At 48.2% G+C, this 23,577-nt stretch carries 22 protein-coding genes and 1 pseudogene; 8 read left to right on the plus strand and 15 right to left on the minus strand.

Annotated features, from left to right (window positions below; translation table 11 throughout):
* The first annotated feature begins 10 nt into the window (after nt 1-10).
* Nucleotides 11-766 carry a methylated-DNA--[protein]-cysteine S-methyltransferase gene (locus tag ACTHTU_RS07960; RefSeq protein WP_440362236.1) on the plus strand — a complete coding sequence of 252 codons (756 nt, stop codon included), beginning with the start codon at nt 11-13 and terminating at the stop codon, nt 764-766.
* Between the two features lie 145 nt (nt 767-911).
* A complete protein-coding gene (locus tag ACTHTU_RS07965) occupies nt 912-1,907 on the plus strand; it encodes an ornithine carbamoyltransferase (protein WP_440362237.1) in 996 nt (331 codons plus the stop codon).
* Between the two features lie 99 nt (nt 1,908-2,006).
* Here the strand turns inward: ACTHTU_RS07965 and ACTHTU_RS07970 are convergent, their stop codons facing one another.
* The 3 genes from ACTHTU_RS07970 to hemN all read right to left on the minus strand — a co-directional run bounded on the left by ACTHTU_RS07970 (nt 2,007) and on the right by hemN (nt 4,768).
* On the minus strand, nt 2,007-2,993 hold the full coding sequence (locus tag ACTHTU_RS07970) for a TraB/GumN family protein (RefSeq protein WP_440362238.1): 987 nt from the start codon (nt 2,991-2,993) through the stop codon (nt 2,007-2,009).
* Between the two features lie 38 nt (nt 2,994-3,031).
* Complete coding sequence (locus ACTHTU_RS07975; RefSeq protein ID WP_440362239.1) at nt 3,032-3,277, minus strand: DUF1289 domain-containing protein; 246 nt, start codon at nt 3,275-3,277, stop codon at nt 3,032-3,034.
* Between the two features lie 69 nt (nt 3,278-3,346).
* Entirely contained in the window at nt 3,347-4,768 is a 1,422-nt protein-coding gene (hemN, locus tag ACTHTU_RS07980) for an oxygen-independent coproporphyrinogen III oxidase (RefSeq protein WP_440362240.1), read from the minus strand.
* Nucleotides 4,769-4,930: 162 nt separating this feature from the next.
* On the opposite strand from hemN, the gene fnr reads away from it, so the two are divergent.
* Nucleotides 4,931-5,665, plus strand: coding sequence for a fumarate/nitrate reduction transcriptional regulator Fnr (gene fnr / locus ACTHTU_RS07985; RefSeq protein ID WP_039862092.1), 735 nt, complete (start codon nt 4,931-4,933; stop codon nt 5,663-5,665).
* 86 nt (nt 5,666-5,751) lie between these two features.
* Here fnr and ACTHTU_RS07990 read toward each other — a convergent pair whose 3' ends face one another.
* Nucleotides 5,752-6,702, minus strand: coding sequence for a CysB family HTH-type transcriptional regulator (locus ACTHTU_RS07990; protein WP_440362241.1), 951 nt, complete (start codon nt 6,700-6,702; stop codon nt 5,752-5,754).
* 442 nt (nt 6,703-7,144) lie between these two features.
* On the opposite strand from ACTHTU_RS07990, the gene ACTHTU_RS07995 reads away from it, so the two are divergent.
* The gene (locus tag ACTHTU_RS07995; RefSeq protein WP_107868239.1) at nt 7,145-7,906 is read left to right on the plus strand and encodes an OmpA family protein; all 762 of its coding nucleotides are present in this window, start codon (nt 7,145-7,147) and stop codon (nt 7,904-7,906) included.
* 156 nt (nt 7,907-8,062) lie between these two features.
* Nucleotides 8,063-9,042: pseudogene (locus tag ACTHTU_RS08000) on the plus strand (IS5 family transposase).
* Between the two features lie 195 nt (nt 9,043-9,237).
* On the opposite strand, the gene ACTHTU_RS08005 reads toward ACTHTU_RS08000, so the two are convergent.
* Nucleotides 9,238-9,666 (minus strand): DUF4149 domain-containing protein, encoded by a 429-nt coding sequence (locus ACTHTU_RS08005; protein ID WP_440362242.1) that lies wholly within the window; start codon nt 9,664-9,666, stop codon nt 9,238-9,240.
* 98 nt (nt 9,667-9,764) lie between these two features.
* The gene (gene greA / locus ACTHTU_RS08010) at nt 9,765-10,241 is read right to left on the minus strand and encodes a transcription elongation factor GreA (protein WP_003684304.1); all 477 of its coding nucleotides are present in this window, start codon (nt 10,239-10,241) and stop codon (nt 9,765-9,767) included.
* Between the two features lie 344 nt (nt 10,242-10,585).
* Between greA and ACTHTU_RS08015 the strand changes: the two genes are divergently transcribed.
* Nucleotides 10,586-11,995: a PepSY-associated TM helix domain-containing protein gene (locus ACTHTU_RS08015; RefSeq protein WP_440362243.1), complete on the plus strand. Its 1,410-nt coding sequence runs from the start codon at nt 10,586-10,588 to the stop codon at nt 11,993-11,995.
* Between the two features lie 212 nt (nt 11,996-12,207).
* On the opposite strand, the gene rplS is transcribed toward ACTHTU_RS08015, so the two are convergent.
* From rplS to ACTHTU_RS08060, 9 genes are all read right to left on the minus strand, one after another.
* Nucleotides 12,208-12,573 carry a 50S ribosomal protein L19 gene (gene rplS, locus ACTHTU_RS08020; RefSeq protein WP_003679470.1) on the minus strand — a complete coding sequence of 122 codons (366 nt, stop codon included), beginning with the start codon at nt 12,571-12,573 and terminating at the stop codon, nt 12,208-12,210.
* A gap of 14 nt (nt 12,574-12,587) precedes the next feature.
* Nucleotides 12,588-13,337: a tRNA (guanosine(37)-N1)-methyltransferase TrmD gene (gene trmD, locus ACTHTU_RS08025; RefSeq protein WP_003679468.1), complete on the minus strand. Its 750-nt coding sequence runs from the start codon at nt 13,335-13,337 to the stop codon at nt 12,588-12,590.
* Nucleotides 13,337-13,846, minus strand: coding sequence for a ribosome maturation factor RimM (rimM, locus tag ACTHTU_RS08030; protein ID WP_440362244.1), 510 nt, complete (start codon nt 13,844-13,846; stop codon nt 13,337-13,339). The genes trmD and rimM overlap by 1 nt, the downstream gene beginning before the upstream one ends.
* A gap of 15 nt (nt 13,847-13,861) precedes the next feature.
* Nucleotides 13,862-14,110: a 30S ribosomal protein S16 gene (gene rpsP / locus ACTHTU_RS08035; protein WP_003684452.1), complete on the minus strand. Its 249-nt coding sequence runs from the start codon at nt 14,108-14,110 to the stop codon at nt 13,862-13,864.
* 75 nt (nt 14,111-14,185) lie between these two features.
* A complete protein-coding gene (locus tag ACTHTU_RS08040; protein ID WP_296183926.1) occupies nt 14,186-16,576 on the minus strand; it encodes a bifunctional acetate--CoA ligase family protein/GNAT family N-acetyltransferase in 2,391 nt (796 codons plus the stop codon).
* A 55-nt stretch (nt 16,577-16,631) separates the two neighbouring features.
* Nucleotides 16,632-18,029: a HAMP domain-containing sensor histidine kinase gene (locus ACTHTU_RS08045; protein WP_296183924.1), complete on the minus strand. Its 1,398-nt coding sequence runs from the start codon at nt 18,027-18,029 to the stop codon at nt 16,632-16,634.
* 15 nt (nt 18,030-18,044) lie between these two features.
* A complete protein-coding gene (misR, locus tag ACTHTU_RS08050) occupies nt 18,045-18,722 on the minus strand; it encodes a two-component system response regulator MisR (RefSeq protein WP_003748666.1) in 678 nt (225 codons plus the stop codon).
* Nucleotides 18,723-18,928: 206 nt separating this feature from the next.
* Complete coding sequence (locus tag ACTHTU_RS08055; protein WP_440362245.1) at nt 18,929-20,761, minus strand: Wzy polymerase domain-containing protein; 1,833 nt, start codon at nt 20,759-20,761, stop codon at nt 18,929-18,931.
* The gene (locus ACTHTU_RS08060) at nt 20,758-21,114 is read right to left on the minus strand and encodes a DUF2069 domain-containing protein (protein WP_049336736.1); all 357 of its coding nucleotides are present in this window, start codon (nt 21,112-21,114) and stop codon (nt 20,758-20,760) included. The genes ACTHTU_RS08055 and ACTHTU_RS08060 overlap by 4 nt, the downstream gene beginning before the upstream one ends.
* A 218-nt stretch (nt 21,115-21,332) precedes the next feature.
* Here ACTHTU_RS08060 and hisC point away from each other — a divergent pair, with 218 nt between their 5' ends.
* Together hisC and hisB are read left to right on the plus strand one after the other, a co-directional pair.
* Complete coding sequence (gene hisC, locus ACTHTU_RS08065; protein ID WP_440362246.1) at nt 21,333-22,418, plus strand: histidinol-phosphate transaminase; 1,086 nt, start codon at nt 21,333-21,335, stop codon at nt 22,416-22,418.
* A gap of 19 nt (nt 22,419-22,437) precedes the next feature.
* The gene (gene hisB, locus ACTHTU_RS08070; protein WP_440362247.1) at nt 22,438-23,394 is read left to right on the plus strand and encodes an imidazoleglycerol-phosphate dehydratase HisB; all 957 of its coding nucleotides are present in this window, start codon (nt 22,438-22,440) and stop codon (nt 23,392-23,394) included.
* Nucleotides 23,395-23,577 lie beyond the last annotated feature (183 nt).

Genomic DNA, 23,577 nt, shown 5'->3' on the forward strand with positions numbered 1-23,577 from the left:
AAGGCAAAATATGATTACTCTGCCTTCTTTAAACGACCTTCCATCAAAGTGGAATGAAATCCGAGAGCAATTGGAAACTGACTTTCCCGCTACTCTCGAAGCCTTGCTGCACGAGCGTCTTACTGAACACGAAGCCAAGCAGTTCGAGCAGGATTTTATTGACTGTATCGGTTGTACGCCTGAGGAATATGTCCGTATCCGCCGAGCTATCCGACTGTTGGAAACACGTTATCCAGATAGTCCAAACGAACTGACTGTTGCCGCGGTTGCCACGCCGTTGGGCGAGATGTTGGCGGTGTTTGGTAGCAAGGGTTTGTGTCTGCTGGAATTTGTCGGGCAGAAACATATGGAACAGGAAATCATGGCTGTCCAAAAAGCTTTACATGGGCAGTTTATTTTCCAAGAAAATGAGCAAACGCAACTTTTGCGCCAAGAATTGGATTTATACTTTCAAGGCCGTCTGAAAGTTTTTGCGACACCTTTGGAAACGATAGGTACAGCCTTTCAACAGCAGGTGTGGGATGCGCTGCTGACCATTCCTTACGGTGAAACGCGCAGCTACAAGGAGCAGGCGCAACAGTTGGGTAATCCTAAAGCCATTCGTGCCGTTGCCGCTGCAAACGGACAGAATAAGGTGTCTATCCTGATTCCCTGCCACCGCGTTATCGGCAGCGACGGCAAGCTGACCGGCTACGCAGGCGGTTTGAACCGCAAACAGTCGTTGCTTGCCTTGGAGCGAGGCGAAGTTCAGACGGCCTTATTTTGAGTTTTGATAGAGGATAAGGGGTCATGCTTCGAGCAGGCTTCGCACGTTAAAAAAATTGAGCAGCAGAAGGTCGGTGGAAGCCTGACGAAATCTGCATGGAGAAAAATGTTGGGCAATGCCCACACTAGAAAAAGAGAAATAAGACATGAGCCTGAAAAACCGCCATTTTTTAAAACTTTTGGATTTTACGCCGGAAGAAATTACTGCCTATCTCGACCTTGCCGCCGAATTGAAGGCCGCTAAAAAAGCAGGGCGCGAGGTGCAGCGGATGAAGGGGAAAAACATCGCCCTGATTTTTGAGAAAACCTCAACCCGTACCCGCTGCGCGTTTGAAGTGGCCGCACGCGACCAAGGTGCAGGGGTAACTTATCTGGAGCCGTCTGCCAGCCAAATCGGGCATAAGGAAAGTATTAAGGATACGGCGCGGGTTTTGGGGCGGATGTTTGACGGTATCGAATATCGCGGTTTTGGACAGGATGTGGTGGAAGAGCTGGCCAAGTATGCAGGCGTGCCTGTGTTCAATGGTTTGACCAACGAGTTCCACCCGACCCAAATGCTCGCCGATGCGCTGACGATGCGCGAGCATAGCGACAAGCCTTTGAGCCAAATTGCGTTTGCGTATGTCGGCGATGCGCGTTACAACATGGCCAATTCGTTGCTGGTGTTGGCTGCGAAACTGGGCATGGATGTGCGTATCGGTGCGCCGAAAAGTTTGTGGCCGTCTGAAAACATTATCGAGATGGTGCAGGCTGTTGCCCAAGAGACAGGCGGACGGATTCTGTTGACGGAGAATGCTCAGGAAGCCGTAAAAGGTGTGGATTTTATCCATACCGATGTGTGGGTTAGCATGGGTGAGCCTAAAGAGGCTTGGCAGGAGCGTATTGATTTGCTGAAAGGTTACCGCGTTACGCCTGAATTGATGGCGGCGGCGGGAAATCCGCAAGTCAAGTTTATGCATTGCTTGCCTGCTTTCCATAATCGCGAAACCAAAGTCGGCGAATGGATTTATGAGACATTCGGCCTGAATGGTGTGGAAGTAACGGAAGAAGTTTTTGAAAGTGAAGCCAGCATTGTGTTTGATCAGGCAGAAAACCGGATGCACACGATTAAAGCGGTAATGGTAGCGGCATTGGGCGATTGAGTTTTGCGCTCAACATTGCTTACTGCTTCATTTAATAGAGATTAAATAAAGGCCGTCTGAAAGAAAGACTTTCAGACGGCCTTGTCATTGGATTGGGGTTTATTGCCAAATCAGGACTTTGGGTTCGGGCGTTACTTGATAGCCTTCTTTACGTAATAGTTCGATTAAGCCTTTTTCGCTGGGTAAATGGGCAATACCGACGGCAAAGAGGGTGCTTTGTTTGGCGGATTGCTTGCGGATTTCAGGCAGCCATGCCAAGTTGCGGCGGATCAGGAGGTCGTTTTTCAGCCAATCGGACATGGCTTTGGCGTACTTGGTATCAACAAGTTTGAGGGTGCGTTGTTCGGTTTCTTCCAAAAGTGGGATGAGTTCTTCAAAGCGGCCGTCTGAATAGGCTTGATGGAGTTTTTTGATATCTTCGGTTTCTTCTTTATTGGTTTTAATACTGGCTTTCAGAAAGTTGAGCATGGTTTCTTCAGGCTGGGCTTTGAAGATCGCGGTAACATCGTCCAAGCTTTCTAATGAACCACGCGGCTTATTGATGTCGGCAGCCGCGTTGGTCAGCAACATATCTGCACCGGTTTCTGAGCTATACCCTTGGGGAAATGCGCTGCCGGCAAAAATGAATGCTGCCCACGGATGGAGTTTGTCGGCAATTTGGGCGATGGGTCGACTCTCTTCATTTTGTGAATAGATTTCTTGTAAAAGACGGAAATCTGCTTTGCCAAGCTTACGGCTGAGCGGTTCGGTACTCATGACTTCCTGGAAGTATTTTTGATACATTTTTTTTGTTTCCAGACTGCTGTCCGGTAGTGGGTCAACTTCTGTCGTCAGTTGGGCGGTGGATTGCAACAGTTTGACTGCATCGGGAGACAAGGTTTGATTGGTTTGCCCCATGTGGATGGTGCCGAGCAGATAGGAGTCTGGTTGGCCTTCTTTGCTGATTTTCCAAACATTGCTGGTCAGTTTAGGCTGCTGCCAGTTAAGTTCGGCAGGTTTGTTGTCGGTTGAAGTTGAGGCGGGTTTGCAGGCACCCAAGGCAAGGGCGGTCAATGGCACAAGCAGGCAGGCAAGCAGTTTTTTCATGTTTTTCCTTATTGTGGTGTGCGGTCGGCAAGGGTAATTTAGAAATCGAGCAGGTTTTGAACCGGATGTTCGCCCGTTTCGGTTTTTTCCATTTTGCGGTTGCGGATTTTGGCTTTTCTGAGGGATAGAAGGTGCATGACTTGGTGCTTTTGGCTGTCAGTCATCTGGAGCCAGTGCAAGCGCTCTTCCCGGCTACGCAGGCAGCCTTTGCAATAACCTTTGTCATTGGCTTCGCAAACGCCGATGCAGGGGCTGGGAATGGGGAAGAAATCGGGTTGATCCATTTTGTGTTGCTTTTGATGTGAAAAAAGGCCGTCTGAAATATAGCACATACTTTCAGACGGCCTAAGTGTTTATACAGTTTGCGAGTATTTGGCTTTGGTTTCTTTATGGCGTAAATGGTAGTCGAACACCATGGCGATGTTGCGGATCAGGAAACGGCCCTTCGGCGTAACGGTCAGGCTGTGCGGTTTGAGACGGACCAGGCCGAGGGTTTCCAGTTGCTTCATATCTTCCAGTTCGGCTGCAAAATAACGGCTAAACGGAATGCCGAACACGCTTTCGTAAATCCGATAGTCGAGCGAGAAGCGGCACATCAAATCCTGAATGATGTTGCGGCGCAAAATGTCGTCTTGATTGAGCTGGTAGCCGCGCATGATGGGCAGGTGTCCTGCGTCGAGTGCGGCGTAATAGGCATCGATATCGCGCTCGTTTTGGGAGTAGGTGCTGCCGATTTTGCCGATAGAGGACACGCCGATCGCCACCAAGTCGCAGTCGGCATAGGTGGAATAACCTTGGAAATTTCGTTGCAGGAAACCTTCTTTGAGTGCGATGGAGAGCTCGTCGTCAGGTTTGGCAAAGTGGTCCATGCCGATGAAAACGTAGCCTCGCTCAGTCAGGGTTTGGACGCAATATTGCAGCATATCGAGTTTTTCTTCACTGCCGGGTACGACATTGGTGTCGATACGGCGTTGCGGTTTGAAGATATGCGGCAGGTGGGCGTAGTGGTAAAGGGCGAGGCGGTCGGGATCGAGGGATAAGACCGTGTCGATGGTGGTTTTGATGCTTTCGGTGTTTTGGTGCGGCAGGCCGTAAATCAAATCGACGCTGACCGATTTAAACCCGGCTTCACGCGCGGCATCAATCACTTCTTTGGTTTCTTCGTAGCTTTGAATGCGGTTGACGGCTTCCTGCACTTTAGGGTCAAAGTCTTGAATACCGACACTCATGCGGTTGAAACCGAGTTTGCCCAGTTTGAGGACGGTCTCGCGGCTGACTTTGCGCGGGTCGATTTCGATGGAGTATTCGCCGTTGGGAATCAGCTGGAAGTATTTACGAATCATGTCGAAGACGCGTTCGAGTTGGTCATCGCTCAGGAATGTGGGCGTACCGCCGCCGAAGTGGAGCTGCGCGAGCTGGTGTCTTCCGCCTAAATGAGGTGCCAGCAACTCCATTTCTTTTTCCAGATATTGGATATAGGCATCGGCACGGCTTTTGTCTTTGGTAATGATTTTATTGCAGCCGCAGTAATAGCAGATGGTATTGCAGAAGGGAATGTGGATGTAGAGCGAAAGGGGTTTGTTGAGCGCGCCCATGTTGCGCAGGTTTAAAGCTTGGATATATTCGGCTTCTTTAAAGCCTTCATGGAAGCGGTCGGCAGTCGGATAGGATGTATAGCGAGGACCGCTTGATGGCAAACTGGCAATCAATTCACGGTCAAATTCCGGTAATTCATTGTTTGTGTTGGTGTTATTTGAGATGGGGATGATTTTCATGGTCGGGGCTTGTAGTATAAAGTGAGGAAATTAGGGAAAATTTTAGTCAAAATTTCGATAGTTTGGTAGAATGCCTCATAATGATATGCCGACTTTGACATGGGTCAATAGTTATTCGGCTTAATCAGGGGTTGAGAGAATTAAGCAAATTAAAGGTGCGTTATGGCTACACACAATGCAACACATCAAATGAAAACCTTGTGTTCCACATGTTCTTTACGCGAGCTGTGTTTGCCTGTCGGACTAATGCCTAACGAATTTTCACAATTAGATGCGGTTATTCGTCAAAGCCGCCGTCTAAAAAAAGGTGAATACCTGTTCCGTGCCGGCGAGCCGTTTACCTCTTTGTTTGCCATCCGTGCGGGCTTCTTTAAGACAACAGTCGCCAGCCAAGATGGACGAGATCAGGTAACCGGCTTTTTTATGTCGGGCGAGCTGATCGGTATGGATGGGATTTGTTCCCATATTCACAGCTGTGATGCTGTGGCTTTGGAAGACAGCGAGGTATGCGAGCTTCCGTTTACACATATTGAAGAACTCGGTCAGGATATTCCCAGCCTCCGTTCTCACTTTTTCCGCTTGATGAGCCGCGAAATTGTCCGAGATCAGGGCGTTATGTTGCTTTTGGGCAATATGCGCGCTGAAGAGCGATTGGCAGCATTCTTGCTCAACTTGTCTCAGCGCCTCTATTCACGAGGCTTCGCCGCCAATGATTTTATCTTGCGGATGTCGCGTGAGGAAATCGGCAGCTATTTGGGGCTGAAACTGGAAACAGTCAGCCGCACCTTGTCTAAATTCCATCATGAAGGCTTGATTTCGGTTGAACACAAGCACATCAAAATCTTAGATGCGACAACCTTGAAGAAAATGGTTTCTGGTTGTTCGCATGCTATCTGAATCTTAGGCCGTCTGAAATATTTCAGACGGCCTTTTTAACAAGAATTAAAGAATAATTGTTAAGTTACGCAAGTGATAGTCAGATATTAAATTGAAAAATCTTCAACAACCGGCGTGTACAGAATGCGGTCAACTGCTTCACGGGTCAGTTTCGGTGCAAACATCTGTATAAAATCATAGGTATAACCGCGCAGGTAAGTATCCGAGCGTAAGGCTATCCAAGTGGGCGACGGTTCAAATAAGTGCGCCGCATCAATCAGCTGTAAATCTTGATCGACCGCGGGATCGTACGCCATTTTGGCCATCAAACCAACACCCAAGCCTAAGCGAACATACGTCTTCAATACATCCGTATCGGCAGCCGATAAGGCAACATCAGGTTGCTCAATATGCGCTTTATTAAATGTACGCGCAATGCTGCTGCCGGAATTAAAAGCAAATTCGTAAGTAACCAGCGGAAAAGAAGCCAAATCTTCAAGGCTTAAAGGATTGCGGCAGTCTAAAAGAGGGTGGTCATGCGGAACAATGACGGCATGGTTCCATTCATAGCAGGGCAGCTTGCCCAATTCAGGATGATCGTCAATGCGTTCAGTAATAATTGCCAAATCCGCTTCGCCGCTGCTGACCATTTGCGCAATGGCAGAGGGGCTGCCTTGTTTGATGGTCAAATTGACCTTAGGGTAGTTTTTGACAAATTCCGCAACGATTTTGGGCAAAGCATAGCGCGCCTGGGTATGCGTTGTCGCGATGGTCAGCGAGCCGCTGTCGTGATCGGTAAATTCGCTGCCGATATTTTTAATGTTTTGTACATCACGCAAAATCCGTTCCGAAATCTCTAATACGGCTCTGCCCGGTTGCGAAACGGAAACCACACGTTTGCCGCTGCGGATAAAAATTTGAATACCCAATTCTTCTTCAAGCAGGCGGATTTGTTTGGAAATGCCAGGCTGAGATGTGAAAAGCGCATCGGCGGCTTCAGAGACATTCAGATTGTGTCGGTAAACCTCAAGGGCATAACGTAATTGTTGCAGTTTCATGGTGGCAGTACCGGATACGTTGTTATTGTGGATTTTGTGCGACAAACGGCATGTAATTTAACATATTTTGTCCAGTTTTGCCCCGAGTTTTGAAAATGTTTGTTTTTAATGAAAATATCTTTTAATGATATGAAAACAGAAAATTCAAGAAAGAAGAGGGAAGAGGATTTTGTTGTTTTTGTACAACTTTAGGTGGATGAATTGTCTGATTTTGCCCTAAATTAATGACACAAGATTGATTTTTCGGCATGATTAACTACTAGGAAGCAGGCACTTCATGATTGTTTGAAGGCATCGAGTATTGACAGTTTGCCTTGCGCTTCTTTATAGTGCAACCTGATATATCCGATTTGCCGCTGTTTTGATACTGCGGCCTGTATATTGGTACTTTGCAGCGGTTGCTTTCCTAGTCCGCCGCATAACAATTTGATGAGGGAATAAAATGACCAAACAGCTGAAATTAAGCGCATTGTTCGTTGCCTTGGTTGCCTCTGGCACCGCTATGGCCAGCGAAGCGCACACCAAACACGGTTACACCGTAAGCAGCAAATCTCAAGAAATCGTCCGTAACAACTACGGCGAATGCTGGAAAAACAGCTACTTCGACAAAGCTACCCAAGGCCGTGTTGAATGTGGTGATCGTGAAGCAGTTGCTCCTGTACAACAAGCTCCTGAGTATGTTGATGAAACTGTTTCCCTGTCTACTAAAACTCTGTTCGGCTTCGACAAAGACAACCTGCGTCCTGAAGCTCAAGAAAACCTGAACTCTTTGGCTCAACGCCTGAGCAACGAAAGCGTACAAACTGTACGTGTTGAAGGTCACACTGACTTCATGGGTTCTGAGCAATACAACCAAGATCTGTCTGAGCGTCGTGCTAACGTAGTAGCTAACTACTTGGTAGGTCGTGGCGTTGCTTCTAGCAAAATCTCTGCAGTAGGTCTGGGCGAATCTCAAGCTCGCATGACTGCTACTTGTGAAGCTGAAGTTGCTAAATTGGGCAAAAAAGTTTCTAAAGCTAAGAAACGTGCTGATCTTATCGCTTGTATCGAACCTGACCGTCGCGTTGATGTTAAAATCCGCAGCGTTGTTACTCGTCAAGTTGCTCCAGGCCAAACTATCGAAGGTCAAGGCGAATTGCCTGCTACTGATGAAGGTTGGATCCCAGCTCCTTACAATGGCGTTCACGGTTACGCTAAACCTTAATCGGTTTGTGAAAAATGCCCTGCAATATGTAGGGCATTTTTTTATGGTTTATATTTGAAGAGTCGGGGAATTCATGATTCAAAATAAAAGGCCGAGACCTTTGCAAAATTCCCCAAAATCCCCTAAATTCCCACCAAGACATTTAGGGGATTTTCCATGACCACCTTCTTCCAGCAAACCGCCCAAGCCATCTATTGAAGTTGGATCAAGTGATTGATTGGCAACCAATCGAACAATACCTGAATCGTCAAAGAACCCGTTACCTTCGAGACCACCGTGGCCGTCCCACCTATCCCCTGTTGTCCATGTTCAAAGCCGTCCTGCTCGGACAATGGCACAGCCTATCCGATCCCGAACTCGAACACAGCCTCATCACCCGCATCGATTTCAACCTGTTTTGCCGTTTTGACGAACTGAGCATCCCCGATTACAGCACCTTATGCCGCTACCGCAACTGGTTGGCGCAAGACGACACCCTGTCCGAACTGCTGGAACTGATCAACCGCCAACTGACCGAAAAAGGCTTAAAAGTAGAGAAAGCATCCGCCGCCGTCGTTGACGCCACCATTATTCAGACTGCCGGCAGCAAACAGCGCCAGGCCATAGAAGTCGATGAAGAAGGACAAGTCAGCGGCCAAACCACACCGAGTAAAGACAGCGATGCCCGTTGAATAAAGAAAAACGGCCTCTACAAACTCGGGTACAAACAACATACCCGTACCGATGCGGAAGGCTATATCGAGAAACTGCACATCACTCCCGCCAATGCCCATGAGTGTAAACACCTGTCGCCTTTATTGGAAGGTTTGCCCAAAGGTACGACCGTTTATGCCGACAAAGGCTATGACAGTGAGGAAAACCGGCAACATCTGGAAGAGCGTTGGCTGCAGGACGGCATTATGCGCAAAGCACACCGTAACCGTCCGCTGTCGGAAGTGCAAACCAAACGTAACCGATATTTGTCGAAGACCCGTTATGTGGTCGAACAAAGCTTCGGTACACTGCACCGTAAATTCCGCTATGTGCGGGCAGCCTACTTCGGACTGAGCAAAGTGAGTGCGCAAAGCCATCTGAAGGCGATGTGTTTAAACCTGTTGAAAGCCGCCAACAGGCTAAGTGTGTCTGTTGCTGCCTAAAAAGCGGCCCGGATGCCTGATTATGGGGTATCCGGAGAGGATTAAGGGGGTATTTGGGTAAAATTAGGAGGTATTGGGGGAGGGAAATAGCCGAAAACCTGTTTTGGAGTTTCAGCTGTCGAAGGAAGGGCTTTTTTGCAAAGGTCTCAGGCCGTCTGAAAGACTTATTTTCAGACGGCCTTTTATTAAGACAGCTTAGTTTGGCTTGGGCCATTTCCATACGCAAACAGCGGCGAGTATTGTACAAATCAAAAAGATGATACTGGATAAGCCGTGCCAAACGCCGAATGTTCCACCTACTAGGGACAGTAACCAGTTATCTAGTCCGTACTTGTGTGCCTCGATAACCGGCGTAACCAAAAGGTGGTTGCAGGCTAAGAGTAGCCAAAGGACCAATATCCACCAAGAAAGTGAGGCCAGCTGTTTTCTGAAAAAGGCATAGGCTGCGCTAAAAATAACTAAGCCACATATCGCTGTAATGGCAAACAAAATGCCGGCAATTTCTCCCGCCTGCATTTTGGGCAGGAGGCGGAACAGGATCGGGGCAGTAACATAGCCTGCTGTCAGCTGCATACCAAGCCACATGGCGGCAGCGGTTTGGATAATTTTGTACAGTAGATTCATTATGCTTCTCTTGGGAAGATTTTGTTTTCTTTAATTATGGTGTTTTTAGGTACAACAAAAGGCCGTCTGAAAATGTTTTCAGACGGCCTTTTGTTTATTTAAATATATTGCACGGCAATGATGTCATATTCACGCACGCCGCCGGGTGCTTGAACTTCTGCAACGTCGCCTTCTTCTTTGCCGATCAGGGCGCGGGCAATGGGGGAGCCAACGTAGATTTTGCGTTCTTTGATGTCTGCTTCATCTTCACCGACGATTTGGTAGGTAACTTGTTCTTCAGTTTCCAAATCTTCCAGTGTCACAGTTGTGCCGAACACAATTTTGCCTTCTGCATGGATTTCGGCAGGGTTGATGATATGCGCCATAGAGAGTTTGTGTTCCAGCTCGGCGATACGACCTTCGATAAAGCCTTGACGTTCTTTGGCAGCTTCGTATTCTGCGTTTTCAGACAAGTCGCCGTGTGAACGTGCTTCGGCGATGGCTTCAATGACTTCTGGACGTGCTACGCTTTTGAGGTGTTGAAGTTCTTGTTTCAACAATTCTGCACCACGGACGGTCAAAGGGATTTTTTGCATTGAGTTCTCCATGAAAGCATGATGATGCTTTTAAAATTTTATCCGGCCACGCGCGGTAGCCGGATTGGAAATAAAAATACAAGCCGCCAAAGCTTGGCGGCTTGATGAATAAATAAGTAATGCCTGTATTCTACCAAATTCTGCCGAAACCGCAATGATTAAAACGGATTTTCAGTAAAGTGTTGTTTTCTGTCTATTTTGTTTTTTCAGACGGCCTGAAAACTAAATATTGAAGTATTTCAAAGCTGCATGGGAAAAACGGTTTCTTAAATAAATGTTTTTGATTAAAATGTCTGATGCTAATTCGTAATAATTAGTCTGCTTTAACTATATAAAGAGAATATATGGAAACAAAACCAACTTCCCAAAATGAACAACAGGCTAACCGCCGTTATTTGACTGTTTGGCGATGGCATTTTTATGCCGGACTTTTGGTTGCGCCGTTTTTAACCCTGCTCGCTGTTACAGGGTTGGGAATGCTGCTATTTGCCAATATCACTGGTAAAGAAGGCGAACGCATACATATTACGCCGCAGGCAGTGGTGCAGCCTTTGTCGGCTCAGGCTGAAGCTGCCAGACAGTTTGTGAATCCGGAAACTGCCTCTGTGGTGCAATATATTGCGCCGCGCGCAGATGATATGGTTGCCGTATTCCGCGTAAACAATGACGATAAAGCCACTATGGTTGCCGTTGATCCCTATACGGCAAAAGTCGTGAATACGATGCTGCGCGGGCAAGGCTGGTATCACACGATGGACGAAATCCACGGCGATATTATGCTAGGGGCGACAGGTGACTACCTGTTGGAAACCGCTGCGTCGCTAACCATCATCATGATTGTGACCGGTATTTATTTGTGGTGGATAAAACAGCGTAGTCTGAAGGCTGTTTTTTTGCCTAAAGCAGGCAAAGGTCGTTCTTGGTGGCGCAACCTGCACGGTGCATTTGGCTCTTGGATTTCTTTGATTTTATTGCTGTTCTGTCTGTCAGGTATTGCTTGGGCAGGTATTTGGGGCGGTAAAGTGGTTCAGGCGTGGAGCCAATTTCCTGCGGGTAAATGGGGCGTGGAGCCTAATCCGGTATCTTCCGTACCAACCCATGGTGATGTGCTGAATGACGGTAAATCTAAAGAAGTTCCGTGGATTTTGGAGCTGACGCCTATGCCGGTTTCCGGTACGACAATGGGCGAAAATGGCATTAATCCGAGTGAGCCGATGACGTTGGAGACGGTTGACCGCTTTGCGCGCGAAATTGGCTTTAAAGGCCGCTATCAGTTGAACCTGCCTAAAGGTGAAACCGGCGTATGGACGCTGTCGCAAGACTCAATGAGCTACGATATGATTAGTCCGACTGCGGATCGTACGGTACACATTGATCAATACAGTGGCAAAATCCTGGCTGATATTCATTTCGATGATTACAACTGGTTTGGTAAATTCATGGCGGTCAGCATTGCGCTGCATATCGGCACGATGGGTTGGTGGAGTGTGCTGGCGAACGTTTTGTTCTGCTTGGCAGTCATTTTCGTCTGCATCAGCGGCTGTGTGATGTGGTGGAAACGCCGTCCTGCGGAAGCACGTGGTTTGGTTCCTCCTGCACAGAAAATCAAATTGCCGGCATGGTGGGCAATGGCTGTACCACTTCTGATTTTGGCTGTGATTTTCCCAACAGCCATAGCCGCAATCGCTGTGATTTGGATTTTGGATACATTGTTGTTATCACGTATCCCAGCATTGGCAAGATGGTTTAAATAACCGTCCGATGTTATTAAAGGCCGTCTGAATCTTTTGTTTCAGACGGCCTTTTTTATAAAGGTTAAAAGAGGTAGGTAAGTTACGATTCTGTTTAAGTTTATATGTAAAATGGAGATTGTGGTTGGCTTGCAGGATTGGTGTAAGAAAGACGAGGAGATCTTGTATAAAAACAAAAAACCCACTTCATTGAAGTGGGTTTTTGATGAAGGCTATTAACCTTTGCGAGCAGGCAATTTTTCTTTAATGCGAGCTGCTTTACCGGTCAGGCCGCGCAAGTAGTACAGTTTGGCGCGACGTACGTCACCACGGCGTTTAACTTCGATTTTTTCTACGGTAGGAGAGTACAGTTGGAAAGTACGTTCTACACCTTCGCCGCTAGAGATTTTGCGAACGATGAAGTTGCTGTTCAGGCCACGGTTGCGGCGAGCGATAACAACACCTTCGTATGCTTGCAGACGGCTGCGAGAACCCTCAACCACGCGTACAGATACGACAACGGTGTCGCCTGGAGCGAATTCAGGGATTTCTTTGTTCAAGCGAGCGATTTCTTCTTGCTCTAATTGTTGAATCAAGTTCATTTGTTTTTCCTAAGTTATGATTGGATTTCCTGTTGCTCTTGCAAGATTTCTTTTAAGAGGCGGGATTCCTTTGGGATTAAACTGCGCTTTTCCAATAAATCAGGTCGGCGCTCTAAAGTGCGTCGCAGGGATTGTTTCAATCGCCACTCGGCAATCAAGCCATGATTTCCTGAGCGTAAGACCTCGGGAACCATCATGCCTTGGAATTCTACGGGTTTGGTGTAATGAGGACAGTCTAAAAGGCCGTCTGAAAACGAGTCTTGTTCGGCTGACTGTATATCGCCCAATACACCCGGAACCAATCTTAAGACGGCATCCATCAACATCATGGCGGGTAATTCACCGCCCGAGACGACAAAGTCGCCAATGCTGATTTCTTCGTCCACACTGCTTTGCAGCAGTCTTTCATCTATGCCTTCATAGCGTCCGCATAGAAGAACAAGATGGGGCAGTTCGGCAAGTTCTGCAGCTTTTTTATGTGTCAGCGGCTGACCTTGCGGACTGAGATAAATTACTTTGGCAGGTTTTTGCGAGTTTGCTTTGGCTTCTTCAATTGCTGCTTGAAGCGGCGGCGCCATCATAATCATTCCCGGACCACCTCCGAAGGGGCGATCATCAATATAGCCAAGTTTGTTATCGGCAAATTTTCGGGGATTGATGGCTTGAAACTGCCAAAGATTTTGTTTTCTTGCTCTGCCTGTAACGCCATATTCAACAATGCTGTCGAACATCTCTGGGAAAATGGTGATGGCTTGGATCAGCATCAGTAGTCCAAACCCCAGTCGGCGATAATGGTTTTGCTGTCGGTATCGACAGATTCGATATAGTTGGAGACAAAGGGAATCAGGATTTGTCCGTGTTCGCCTTTAATCATCAAAACATCATTTGCACCGGTTTCCATCAGGTTGCTGACTTTGCCGAGAACGATGTTTTCTTTGTTGATGACGGTCATGCAGACTAAATCTGTCCAGTAGTATTCGTCTTCCTCAGTAGGGGCGAATGACTCTCTGGGGATTTCGATGGTATAGCCGCGCAAGGCAAAGGCTTGGTCGCGATCGTCTATACCTTCAAATTTGACCTGAAGTTCGCCATTGACAATTTTACCTGCCTCAAGCACAACATTCAGGGTTTTGCCATCCTTGCACAACTGCCACTCGGGGTAGTCCAGCAGGCTGTCGGTATATTCGGTATTGGCGGCAATTTTAAGCCAGCCTTTAATGCCGAATACACCTTTGATGTAGCCCATGGCTACCCGTTTTTGAGTGTCTGTCATGGTCGTTTCGGCTGATTAAGCAGCGATTTTTTGCTCTTTAATCAGTTTGGCAACTGCGTCGCTAACTTTCGCGCCTTGAGCAACCCAATGGTTGATGCGGTCTGCGTCGAAACGTACGCGTTCTTGTTTTTCGTTGGCAACGGGGTTGTAGAAACCTACGCGCTCGATGAAGCGGCCGTCACGACGGTTGCGAGAGTCAGTTACGACTACGTTGAAGAAAGGGCGGTGTTTTGAGCCGCCGCGAGCCAAACGGATAACTACCATTTTGAGTCCTTTTGAAAAATGCGGATATATAGAAACCGCTAATTTTAGGATATTTCACACGGGTTATGCAAGTTTTTATTTGTTTTTGTTGCTGTTTTGCCATTCGTTCAAATCGAGGCTGGCTTGATACAGGCCGCGGTCGGTTTCCGACGGGGTAACGGTAAATCCTGATTTTTCAGCGAGTTTGAGCATTGGGGTGTTTTCTTTGAGGATTTCCGCATTCATGATTTGATAACCTTGCTGTGTGGCAGTTTGGATAATGAGGCTCATCATTTTGCCAGCCAAGCCGGTTTTGCGTGTTTCAGGTGCTAAAGTAATGCCGAACTCACACTCATTACGATTGATGCGGCTGTAACGGCTAACTGCGACGATACGGCCGTCTGAAGCGAAGGCTGCCCATGCGCATTCGGTATGGAAATCGGGACGGGTCAGCCGTGCGAGTGTGGGTAGCGGTAACTCGTTGGTATGGGTCATGAAGCGAGTATAGCGGTCGGCCGCGGGTAATTGGCGGACAAATTTTTGTTTGGCTTCGGCATCTTCAGGTTCTAGTGCGCGGATGTGCAGTGTGTTGCCGTCGGGTAGGGTAAATGTATCGGTTTGGCTCGGATAGGGTGCGAGTACGTTTTGTATCTCGGGCGTTTCGGTTTTAGGGTGCAGCAGCTCGGACGCGGCTTCGCCGGTGTTGCGTAGGAATTCGGCTGCGGCCGGATTTTTTTGTTGGAGGTAGGCGGCGGCACTTTGCATTTTAGCGGCGGCCTGTTCTAAGGTTTGGACGGCTTTTTTTGGGATTTTGGTTGTTGGTGCAACAGGTTTTTCCACGATTTCGGGAATGATGGTGCTGCTGTATTGGCTGCCGTTGTAGTTGAGGATGATGTCGCCGATATGCTGGTTGTTGTGGATAAGCGTGTTTAGGGAATGCAGGAATTGATTGAGAACGGAAGTGTTGTAGAGTTCTGCAAATTGGCTTAAACGTTGGATATCGAGTGTGGTAAATGGAGGTAATGCGGCTTCGGTTTTGCCGTTGTAATGGGCGGAAAGGATATTGCCGTAAATGGCATGGCGGCTGAACCGGAACTGGACGGTATTGTGTTTTTGGGTTTGGCACGGAGGCAGGTATAGGGCTTCCGCCATCAGTTCGGTTTGGCCGGATGCAATGGCTTTATCGATACTTTTGCTTTTAGGTGTTTTCAGACGGCCTGTTTTGGCTGGCGCAGGGGTATTTTGCACCTGTTGCAAATAGGCTGTTTGATTGCGGAAATAAAGTGTCAGCAAGGCTTCTTCCGGTGTGTTAAACCGAGTCAGGCCGTCTGAAAAACGATAGCTGACGAGAATGGGCTTACTGGTTTTTTGTGCCAAATTATCTAGAGTTTGATGAATGCTGTACGCATCCGGCGTATCTGGCGAAATAATGCCGAGCAGGGCTTGAGTATGCGGATTTTGTAATTGTTCGATCGCCAGACGGTGGATGCGTGCAGGCGTGGGGTTGCTGCCGATGCAGCCTTGTCGGATGGATGGTGCATCGGTTGGGAGGTCGAGGGTCAATTCGCAGGCGTTGGCGGTAGTGCGCAGCCATTCTATCGGCGTGTCGGACAGAATGGTGGGGTTGGTAATGACGGGAATGCCGGAAAGGTGGGCTTTTAGGGCTGCTTCCAGTTCGGCGTTATTGAATACCGGTTGGAAATTGCAATGGCGGCTGAGGCTGTGCAGGATGGCTTTGTTTGTGTCGTCGGTGTAGTGTGTGGACAACAGGATAAGCGGAGTGTGGCGTGTGAAGTGGCGGATGGCACTGAACAGCTCGCGTTGGTTTTCGGCCGGATTGTAGTGGATAACGGCAACTTTGGTATGGCGGTTGTGGCCGAAGCGGTTGAGCCAGTCGGCGGATGTAGTGGGGCTTAGGTCATAGTTGAGGCTGATGTGGCGTGATGCGCCTTGGTGCAGCGTGTTCAGCAGGTGGTTGATGTTGCGGCTGACGGTGCTGTGGCCGGTCAGTAATGCGATATGACCGGCGGGATAGTCGGTTTGGGTGCCGATGTTGAGGTTGAGCGAGGGAAGTTGGATGCCTGCGCTGTTGCATACGGTGATGTTCAATTCGTCGCCGTGATATTTTTGAATAATGGAACGGGTGTTTTTGCAGGATTCGGGTGGCAGGTTTTCCCAATCTTGAATCAGGATAATGTGGCGCAGGTTTTTTTTACGGCAGGCCTTGAACAGCGAGTCGTAATGATCGGGCGGGATAACGGCAACAACCAAATCGGCTTGGCCCGGAATTTTGCTGAGGCTGGAGTAGGAGGGAATGCCTGCGACACTGCTGTGTCGAAGATTGACGGGAGTGATTTTGCCTTGATATGAGGAACCGAGCAGGTGGCTGAAAATGCGTTCGCCAAGGCTGTGCGGACGTTCGCTGGCGCCGACGAGGATGATGTGTTCAGGCATGAAGAAGTAGCCGGTTTGGGCTGTTGCGCTCATGATGGTTCCTTATTTGTGTTTTTGGCCGTCTGAAAAGTTTCAGACGGCCTTATTTTTAGACTTCTTTTTTGTCTCCGGCTTTCTTTTTGGGAAGGATAAAACGCATCCTCAGGCCGTTGGGTTTGACATTTTCAGCAATGATTTTACCGCAGTGCTGTTCCATAATGTGCTGCGTCAAGGCAAGTCCTAAACCTGTACCGGGCTTGTGCGCGCTGGAGTCGGCGCGATAAAAGGCGGTGAAAATATGCGGAAGCTGCATTTCATCTACGCCTGGCCCGTTGTCGGTAACATCGATAATCCAGTTTTTGCCGTCTTGTCCGATATGGGTTTGAATGGTGCTGCCTTCCGGACTGTAATTGATGGCATTGCGGATAACGTTGTCAAAGGCGCGGTATAGATAGCCTTCGTTGGCGCTGACTACGGCATTTTCGGGGATTTTTGGATCAATGCTCAGGGTAACGCTTTGGTTGTTTTGGTGGGCAATGCTTTGGTTATCCTCAATCAAGTTGGTCAGGAAAGGAACGAGTTTGAGGTTTTCTTTTTCCAAAGGAATATTGGAAGTCTCTAGGCGGGAGAGGGTCAATAATTCACCTACCAAAGTATCCATGCGCACCAATTCGCCTTCAAGCCGCTTGAGGTATTGCTCTTGTTTTTGCGGCTGAGATTGAATCAGGCCGACAATTGCCTGCATGCGCGCCAGCGGCGAGCGCATTTCATGAGAAACGTGGTGGAGCAGGTGGCGCTCTTTGGCAACAAGTTTTTCAAGTTTCTCGGCCATTTTATCGAACTGCACGGCAAGGTGGGACAATTCGTCGTCACGGTCGTCAACTTGTTGGGAAATGCGGGTTTCGAGTTCGCCGTTGGCTACTCTGTCCATGCCGCCGCCAAGAATTTTGATAGGCTTGGTAATGTTGTTGGCAAGGATGTATGCCATCAGCAGGCCGACGATGATGATGAAAGACAGAATAATAAATTCGTGCCAAATAGGCGAAAGCGGCAGGCCGGGAATGAAGAGCGGGCTGGGGAGGCGCTGGGCTTGATGATTGTCCCAGCCTTTAATGAAGAAGAGGTATTCTTCGCCGAAGCGGTCGTATTCGATGTGGGCTAAATCGGATTCGGGGTTGTTGATGGCAAAGATGCGGGCGCGTTCGATGGACAGGCTGTCGATATTGCGGCCTAAAATGTCTTTTTTATCGTCGCCGGCAATGACATAAACGGCATTGGAAACCGGATTGTTTTTCCATTCGGAAAGAATTTCGCGCGCACCGCTGTCTCCGCGTGAGTTAAATGCGGAAACGATGCTGCTCATCAATGTGGTTTCGATGGTGCGGCGTTGGTTGAATTGGTTTTCGGCAAGGGTGTTTTGTACCAGCCAAAATGAAAAACTCGCCACAAAGATTGCGCAGACGATGACTGCGCAAAATGTGGCGAAGATGCGTTGAAACAGTTTCATTGATCTGTTTAATCTTTAGTTTTTAACAAACAGGTAGCCTAAGCCGCGTACAGTTTGAATCAGGGAGGCATCGCCCAATTTGTGGCGGATGCTGGAGATGTGTACATCGATGCTGCGGTCAAATTTAGCCAGTTTGCGGTCGAGTGCCTCGATAGACAGAGTTTCTTTGCTGACAACTTGTCCGGCGTGGCGCATCAAAACTTCGAGCAGATTGAACTCGGTGCTGGTCAATTCAAGCGGAGTGTCTTTGATGCTGGCTTGGCGTTTAGCAGGATAGAGGACAACGTCGCTGACCGAAATGCTGTTAGGCGCGTTGTTTTGTTCGTTGCTGTGTTGTGCACGGCGCAAGATGGCGTTGATACGCGCCAAGAGTTCGCGCGGCGTGCATGGTTTCGGTACATAATCGTCCGCACCCATTTCCAAACCGATAATGCGGTCGATGTCGTCACCTTTTGCAGTCAGCATGATGATGGGCACAGTGCTTTGGGTGCGTACGTTTTTCAGAACGTCCAAACCGTTCATTTTAGGCATCATGGAGTCTAATACGACGACATCGTATTGTCCGGTCAGAATTTCTTGAACGCCGGCTTCGCCGTCGGGAACGCTATGAACGTTGAGGCCTTCGGCAGTCAGGTATTCGGTCAGCAATTCGGTCAAGAGGGCATCGTCATCTACGAGTAATACGCGACTCATGGAATTTCCTTTTCGTGATTGTATGCGCCGCGGTACTAAATGGCAGTACGGCGCTTAAAATAGAGTTGTGTTCAATCTTAACATGCAATCTGCTTTTGTTGATAGCGTAATTTTCTGTGCTTTTGCGCTTTTTTGCATAGAAACTCGCTGCTCTTTACATTTTCAGACGGCCTGTAAGGACAAACTGACAATTAGGTGTGTTTTGTTCAGGGTTTGTCGCATGATTGGGCGGTTTGGTGTTTCGGTGCGTTGATGAAATCTTTGCAATCGGACAAAAGTTTGGGCAGCAAGGGAGCGAATGCCGGGTGACTGCGTATTTTGTCGGCGTAGAAATACATCATATAAGGATAATAATATTGCATTGCCTGCATCCATTGCGCACCTTCTTCTTTTTTACCTTGTCGATAGAGGTAAAGGCCGACTTGGTAGGCGCTGGAGTAGGGGCGGTAGGTCAGGGCTTTGAGTGCGGCTTCTTCTGCCCACGGGCGGATGTAGGCATCGGTCGGGTCTGCACGTTTGCTCAAACTTAAATCGGCGTAATAGGCAAGCATGGGGCTTTCTTTGGAAAGCTGCTGCAAGCCGTCGATTTTATTTTGAACTGTTTGCGGATCGTCGGTTTTCCATACACGGCTATATTGGGTCAGATTTTGATATTCCCAGCTGAGGTTTGCCATGCCGATTAAAATTGATAAAGCGGCTATACCGCCTGCCCACTGCCTGATTCGGGTAGATAAAGGGCCGTCTGAAACATCTTTCGGATAAGAAGGTGTCAGCGACAGAATCAGGCTAAATACGGTGAGGAAGTAGATATACCAAAGCGGATATTCGAGCATGCTGTGGCAGAGGCTGACGGCGGCGGCGGTCAGTAAAAACAGGGAAGCCGGCGTTTGATTGCGGCCCGATAGTCGCCATACGGCTGCAAGCAGGGTTAAGGTTGCGAGCAAGGTGCCGGCAATGCCCATTTCGGATAATAACTGCATGACGATATTGTGCGAATGGGTAAACAGTACGCCGAGGATGTTGTTGGGGAAATATTGTTGTTGGGCATTGATCAGGAAGGTTTGCTGGGCAAAGCTGTTCCAGCCATGGCCGAACCAAGGTGCGGATTGAAAAGCAATCCATGCCTTGCTCCATTCAATTTGGCGCATGGAGCCTTCAAAACCGCTGGTGCCAGCGCGTTCGACAGCGGTTTCGTATTTGATGTTGCCAAACAAATCCAATAGGCTGCCCATGCCGAATTGGAAAGCGGCGGCCAGGATGGCGGTCAGAAGGAAAATGCACAGTGCGCGTTTGTGTTGGAAACGGGTACGCCAAAACCATAACGGCGTAATCAGGAATAGGGCGGCAATGTAGCCTAAGATGGTGCGCGAGTTGACCAGGCCGAGGGTCGCAGTCAAAGCCAATACGAACAGAAAACCTGCTGTATTGGACATTTTGCGTGCCGTCCATAAATAGGATGCCGCCAAAATGCCCCACATTAAATAATGTCCCAAATGATTGCGCTGGCCGAGTTGGCCGTTTACGGTGCCGTTGCTTCGGGCAATGATGCCGTTCAACCATTCCACGTTGGACCAGCCTTTAAATTGCAGCCAGATGATGGCAGCCTGTATGGTTGCACCTATCAATAAAGACCAAGCAAAGATACTGACGACGCGTTCCTGTCCGTAAGCTGCTACCCAGCCCCGCACCGACCATGCGCCCAGTGCCAAAATGACAAAGGTCCAGGCAGTAATATCGCTCATGCCGGGGTAGGTCGAATGCATGAAGCGCGCTTGGAGCGACCAAAATGCAGCCATGGCAAACAAGCCGATACTGAGTGCAGGAAGGCGGATATTCAGCAGGCTTTTGTGTGCGCTAATCGATGTTAGTACCAATGAGCCGCTCAGTGAGATGGCTTCCAAATAAAAGCTGGGCAGTGGACCGACTCGGTAGAGTGAAAGAAAAGGGACGGCGCAAACCCAAAGAAAACTGAGCCATAAAGGCCAAAAGGTTTTCACTGAAGATTCAGTCAGGTCGTCTGAAAGTGTGTGGTATGTCATTTTGATGTGTGTTTTTGTTGTTTGATAAATGCAAGGCAGCCGAGGAAAAAAGCAATGCACAATAATACGGAAACGGCGGCGCAAATCCGGCTAGCGACGGCTGTGTCAGCCAGGCGCATACAGGCTTCGGCAAAGTAAATCAGAATCAGCATGGAGCTGTATTGATAAGTGTAGATGCGTTTTTTCAAAATACCGGTCAACGGCAGGCACAGCGGCAGGGCTTTCAGTGCCAGCCATGAGCCACCTTCACGCAATGGCGCAATCCACAATTCCCATGACAAGGAAAGCAGAATCAGCAGGATAAGGCTTATGGACGTTGCAAGATAAGGTAATGGGGAGCGTGTATTGTTCACAATATTGAGGGCGTAAAGCCGTACTGGAAAACTTAAAATTATACCGCTAAAAAGGCAGGGTAAGCCAAGAATATTGCTTAAAGATGCTGAAGAAAGGATTTATTGTTTTTTCTTCAAACGAATGAAACTTTATCTTGTTTTATAGTCTTATTAATATATTTATCAAATAAAGATTGTGTTATTATTATAGACGCTTGATCTCAGGAGGATAGAAAACCATGAATCGCGTTGCTGATGTTATCCGTGATGATATTAAAGTAATGACAGCCTATCAGGTTGCCGATTTGCCGGAAGGTTTTATTAAGTTGGACGCCATGGAGTGTCCGCATCATCCTTTCGCCGGGTATGAATCTTTATTGTCGGAATGGGCGGATTTGGCAAAGCAGGCACCGATTCATTTGTATCCCCATACTGCCAAGAGCGGTATTTATGAAGAATTGAGGGAGGTTTTCGGTATTCCCGATAAGGCGGAAATCGCGTTGGGTAACGGCTCCGACGAGCTTATCCAGTTTTTGACTATGCTGGTTGCCAAACCAAATGCGCGTGTATTGGGTATTGAGCCAAGTTTCGTTATGTATCGTCATAATGCCGCGCTTTATGGCATGGAATATGTCGGCGTTCCCTTAAATCCGGATTTTTCTTTAAATCTCCCTGCTGTTTTGATCGCCATTGAGCAACACCAGCCGTCATTAATTTTTATTGCTTACCCCAATAATCCGACCGGCGTGTGCTTTAAACGAGAAGAAGTAGAGGCGGTTATTCGTGCGGCTACCGGCATTGTGGTTGTCGATGAGGCATATGGTGCGTTTCATCATGACAGCTTCCTTCCGTGGGCGGGCGAAGTCGAAAACTTGGTCGTAATGCGCACCATCAGTAAAATCGGCTTTGCTGGCTTGCGGATGGGGTATGCGGCGGCAAGTCCAAGCATTATGGGTGAACTGGCTAAAATTCTTCCGCCTTACAATATGAATCAATTAAGCTTGGCAGCGGCAAAATTCTCATTGAAACATCATCCAATCATTCAGCAAAACATTGATACATTAAAAAACGAGCGTTCGCGCGTGGTGAATGAATTGTTGAAATTAAACCGTTTGGAAGTTTTTCCGAGCGAAGCCAACTTTATTACCGTTCGTGTTCCTGATGCGAACGGGCTGTTTGAAACATTGAAGCAAAACCGCATACTGATTAAAAAACTGCATGGCAGCCATCCGCTTTTGGATCAGTGTGTCCGCATAACCATAGGCTCGGCAGCGCAAAATGATGCTGTCTTGGCTGTTATTAGAAATCTTTACCCCAATCTTTGATTCCAAGGAAACTACCATTATGAACAAAGCTCAACTGCATTTGACCAATTTTCTGTTACTGGTTGAAGAAGCGGGTTCATTGACCAAGCTTGCACGCGCATGCGGTTATGAAAACTCCGCCTCTTTGTCTCAGCTCAAACGCCGTTTGGAACAACAAGCAGGCGATGAGTCTGCGCGCGGCATTCGTCCGAGCCTGGCTGCGAAGTTGGAAGCCGGCATGCACAAACGCAAAGGCTGGCTGAACCGTGACCACAGCAAAGATCAAGAAAAAGCAGCAGCGGTTGAAGCCGCGCGTTTGGAAAAACAAACTGTCGAAGCAGCCGAAGCTGGTGTTTCAACCGAAGGCCGTTTTGTTACTGTTACCCGTAATACCTGCGAAACCCAAATTACCGTCAGCCTCAATCTTGACGGTACCGGTAAATATCGTCTGGATACCGGCGTTCCGTTCCTTGAGCATATGCTTGCTCAAGTAGCGCGTCATGGTTTGATTGACTTGGATATTACCTGCAAAGGCGATTTGCACATTGACGACCATCACACAGTTGAAGACATCGGTATCGTGGTGGGTCAGGCTCTGAAACAGGCGCTTGGCAATAAAACCGGCATCACCCGTTATGGTCATGCCTATGTTCCGCTGGATGAAGCATTGAGCCGTGTAGTCATCGACCTTTCCGGTCGTCCTGGTTTGGTGTACAACATCGACTTTACTCGCGCTCTGATCGGCCGTTTTGATGTCGATTTGTTTGAAGAATTTTTCCACGGTCTTGTAAATCACAGCATGATGACCTTGCACATCGATAACTTGAGCGGCCGTAATGCGCACCATCAAGCTGAGACCGTTTTCAAAGCCTTCGGCCGCGCCTTGCGCATGGCGGTCGAATACGATCCGCGCATGATTGGTCAAACGCCTTCTACCAAAGGCACGCTGAGCGAAGAATCTGTTCAAGAAGAAGCGGAAGCCGCGTCTGAAGAATAAGGTATCGTATGAATGAATAAAGGCCGTCTGAAACCGATCGGGATTTCAGACGGCCTGAGACCTTTGCAAAATTCCTTTCCCCCAACAGCCGAAATCCAAACATAGGTTTTCGTCTATTTCCGCTCCTAATTACTCCTGATTTTACCCAAATATCCCCTTAATTCCCCTTGGATACCTGATTAA

The organism is Neisseria sp. P0020.S005, assembly GCF_051957055.1.
GTDB classification, from domain to species: Bacteria; Pseudomonadota; Gammaproteobacteria; order Burkholderiales; family Neisseriaceae; genus Neisseria; species Neisseria subflava_A.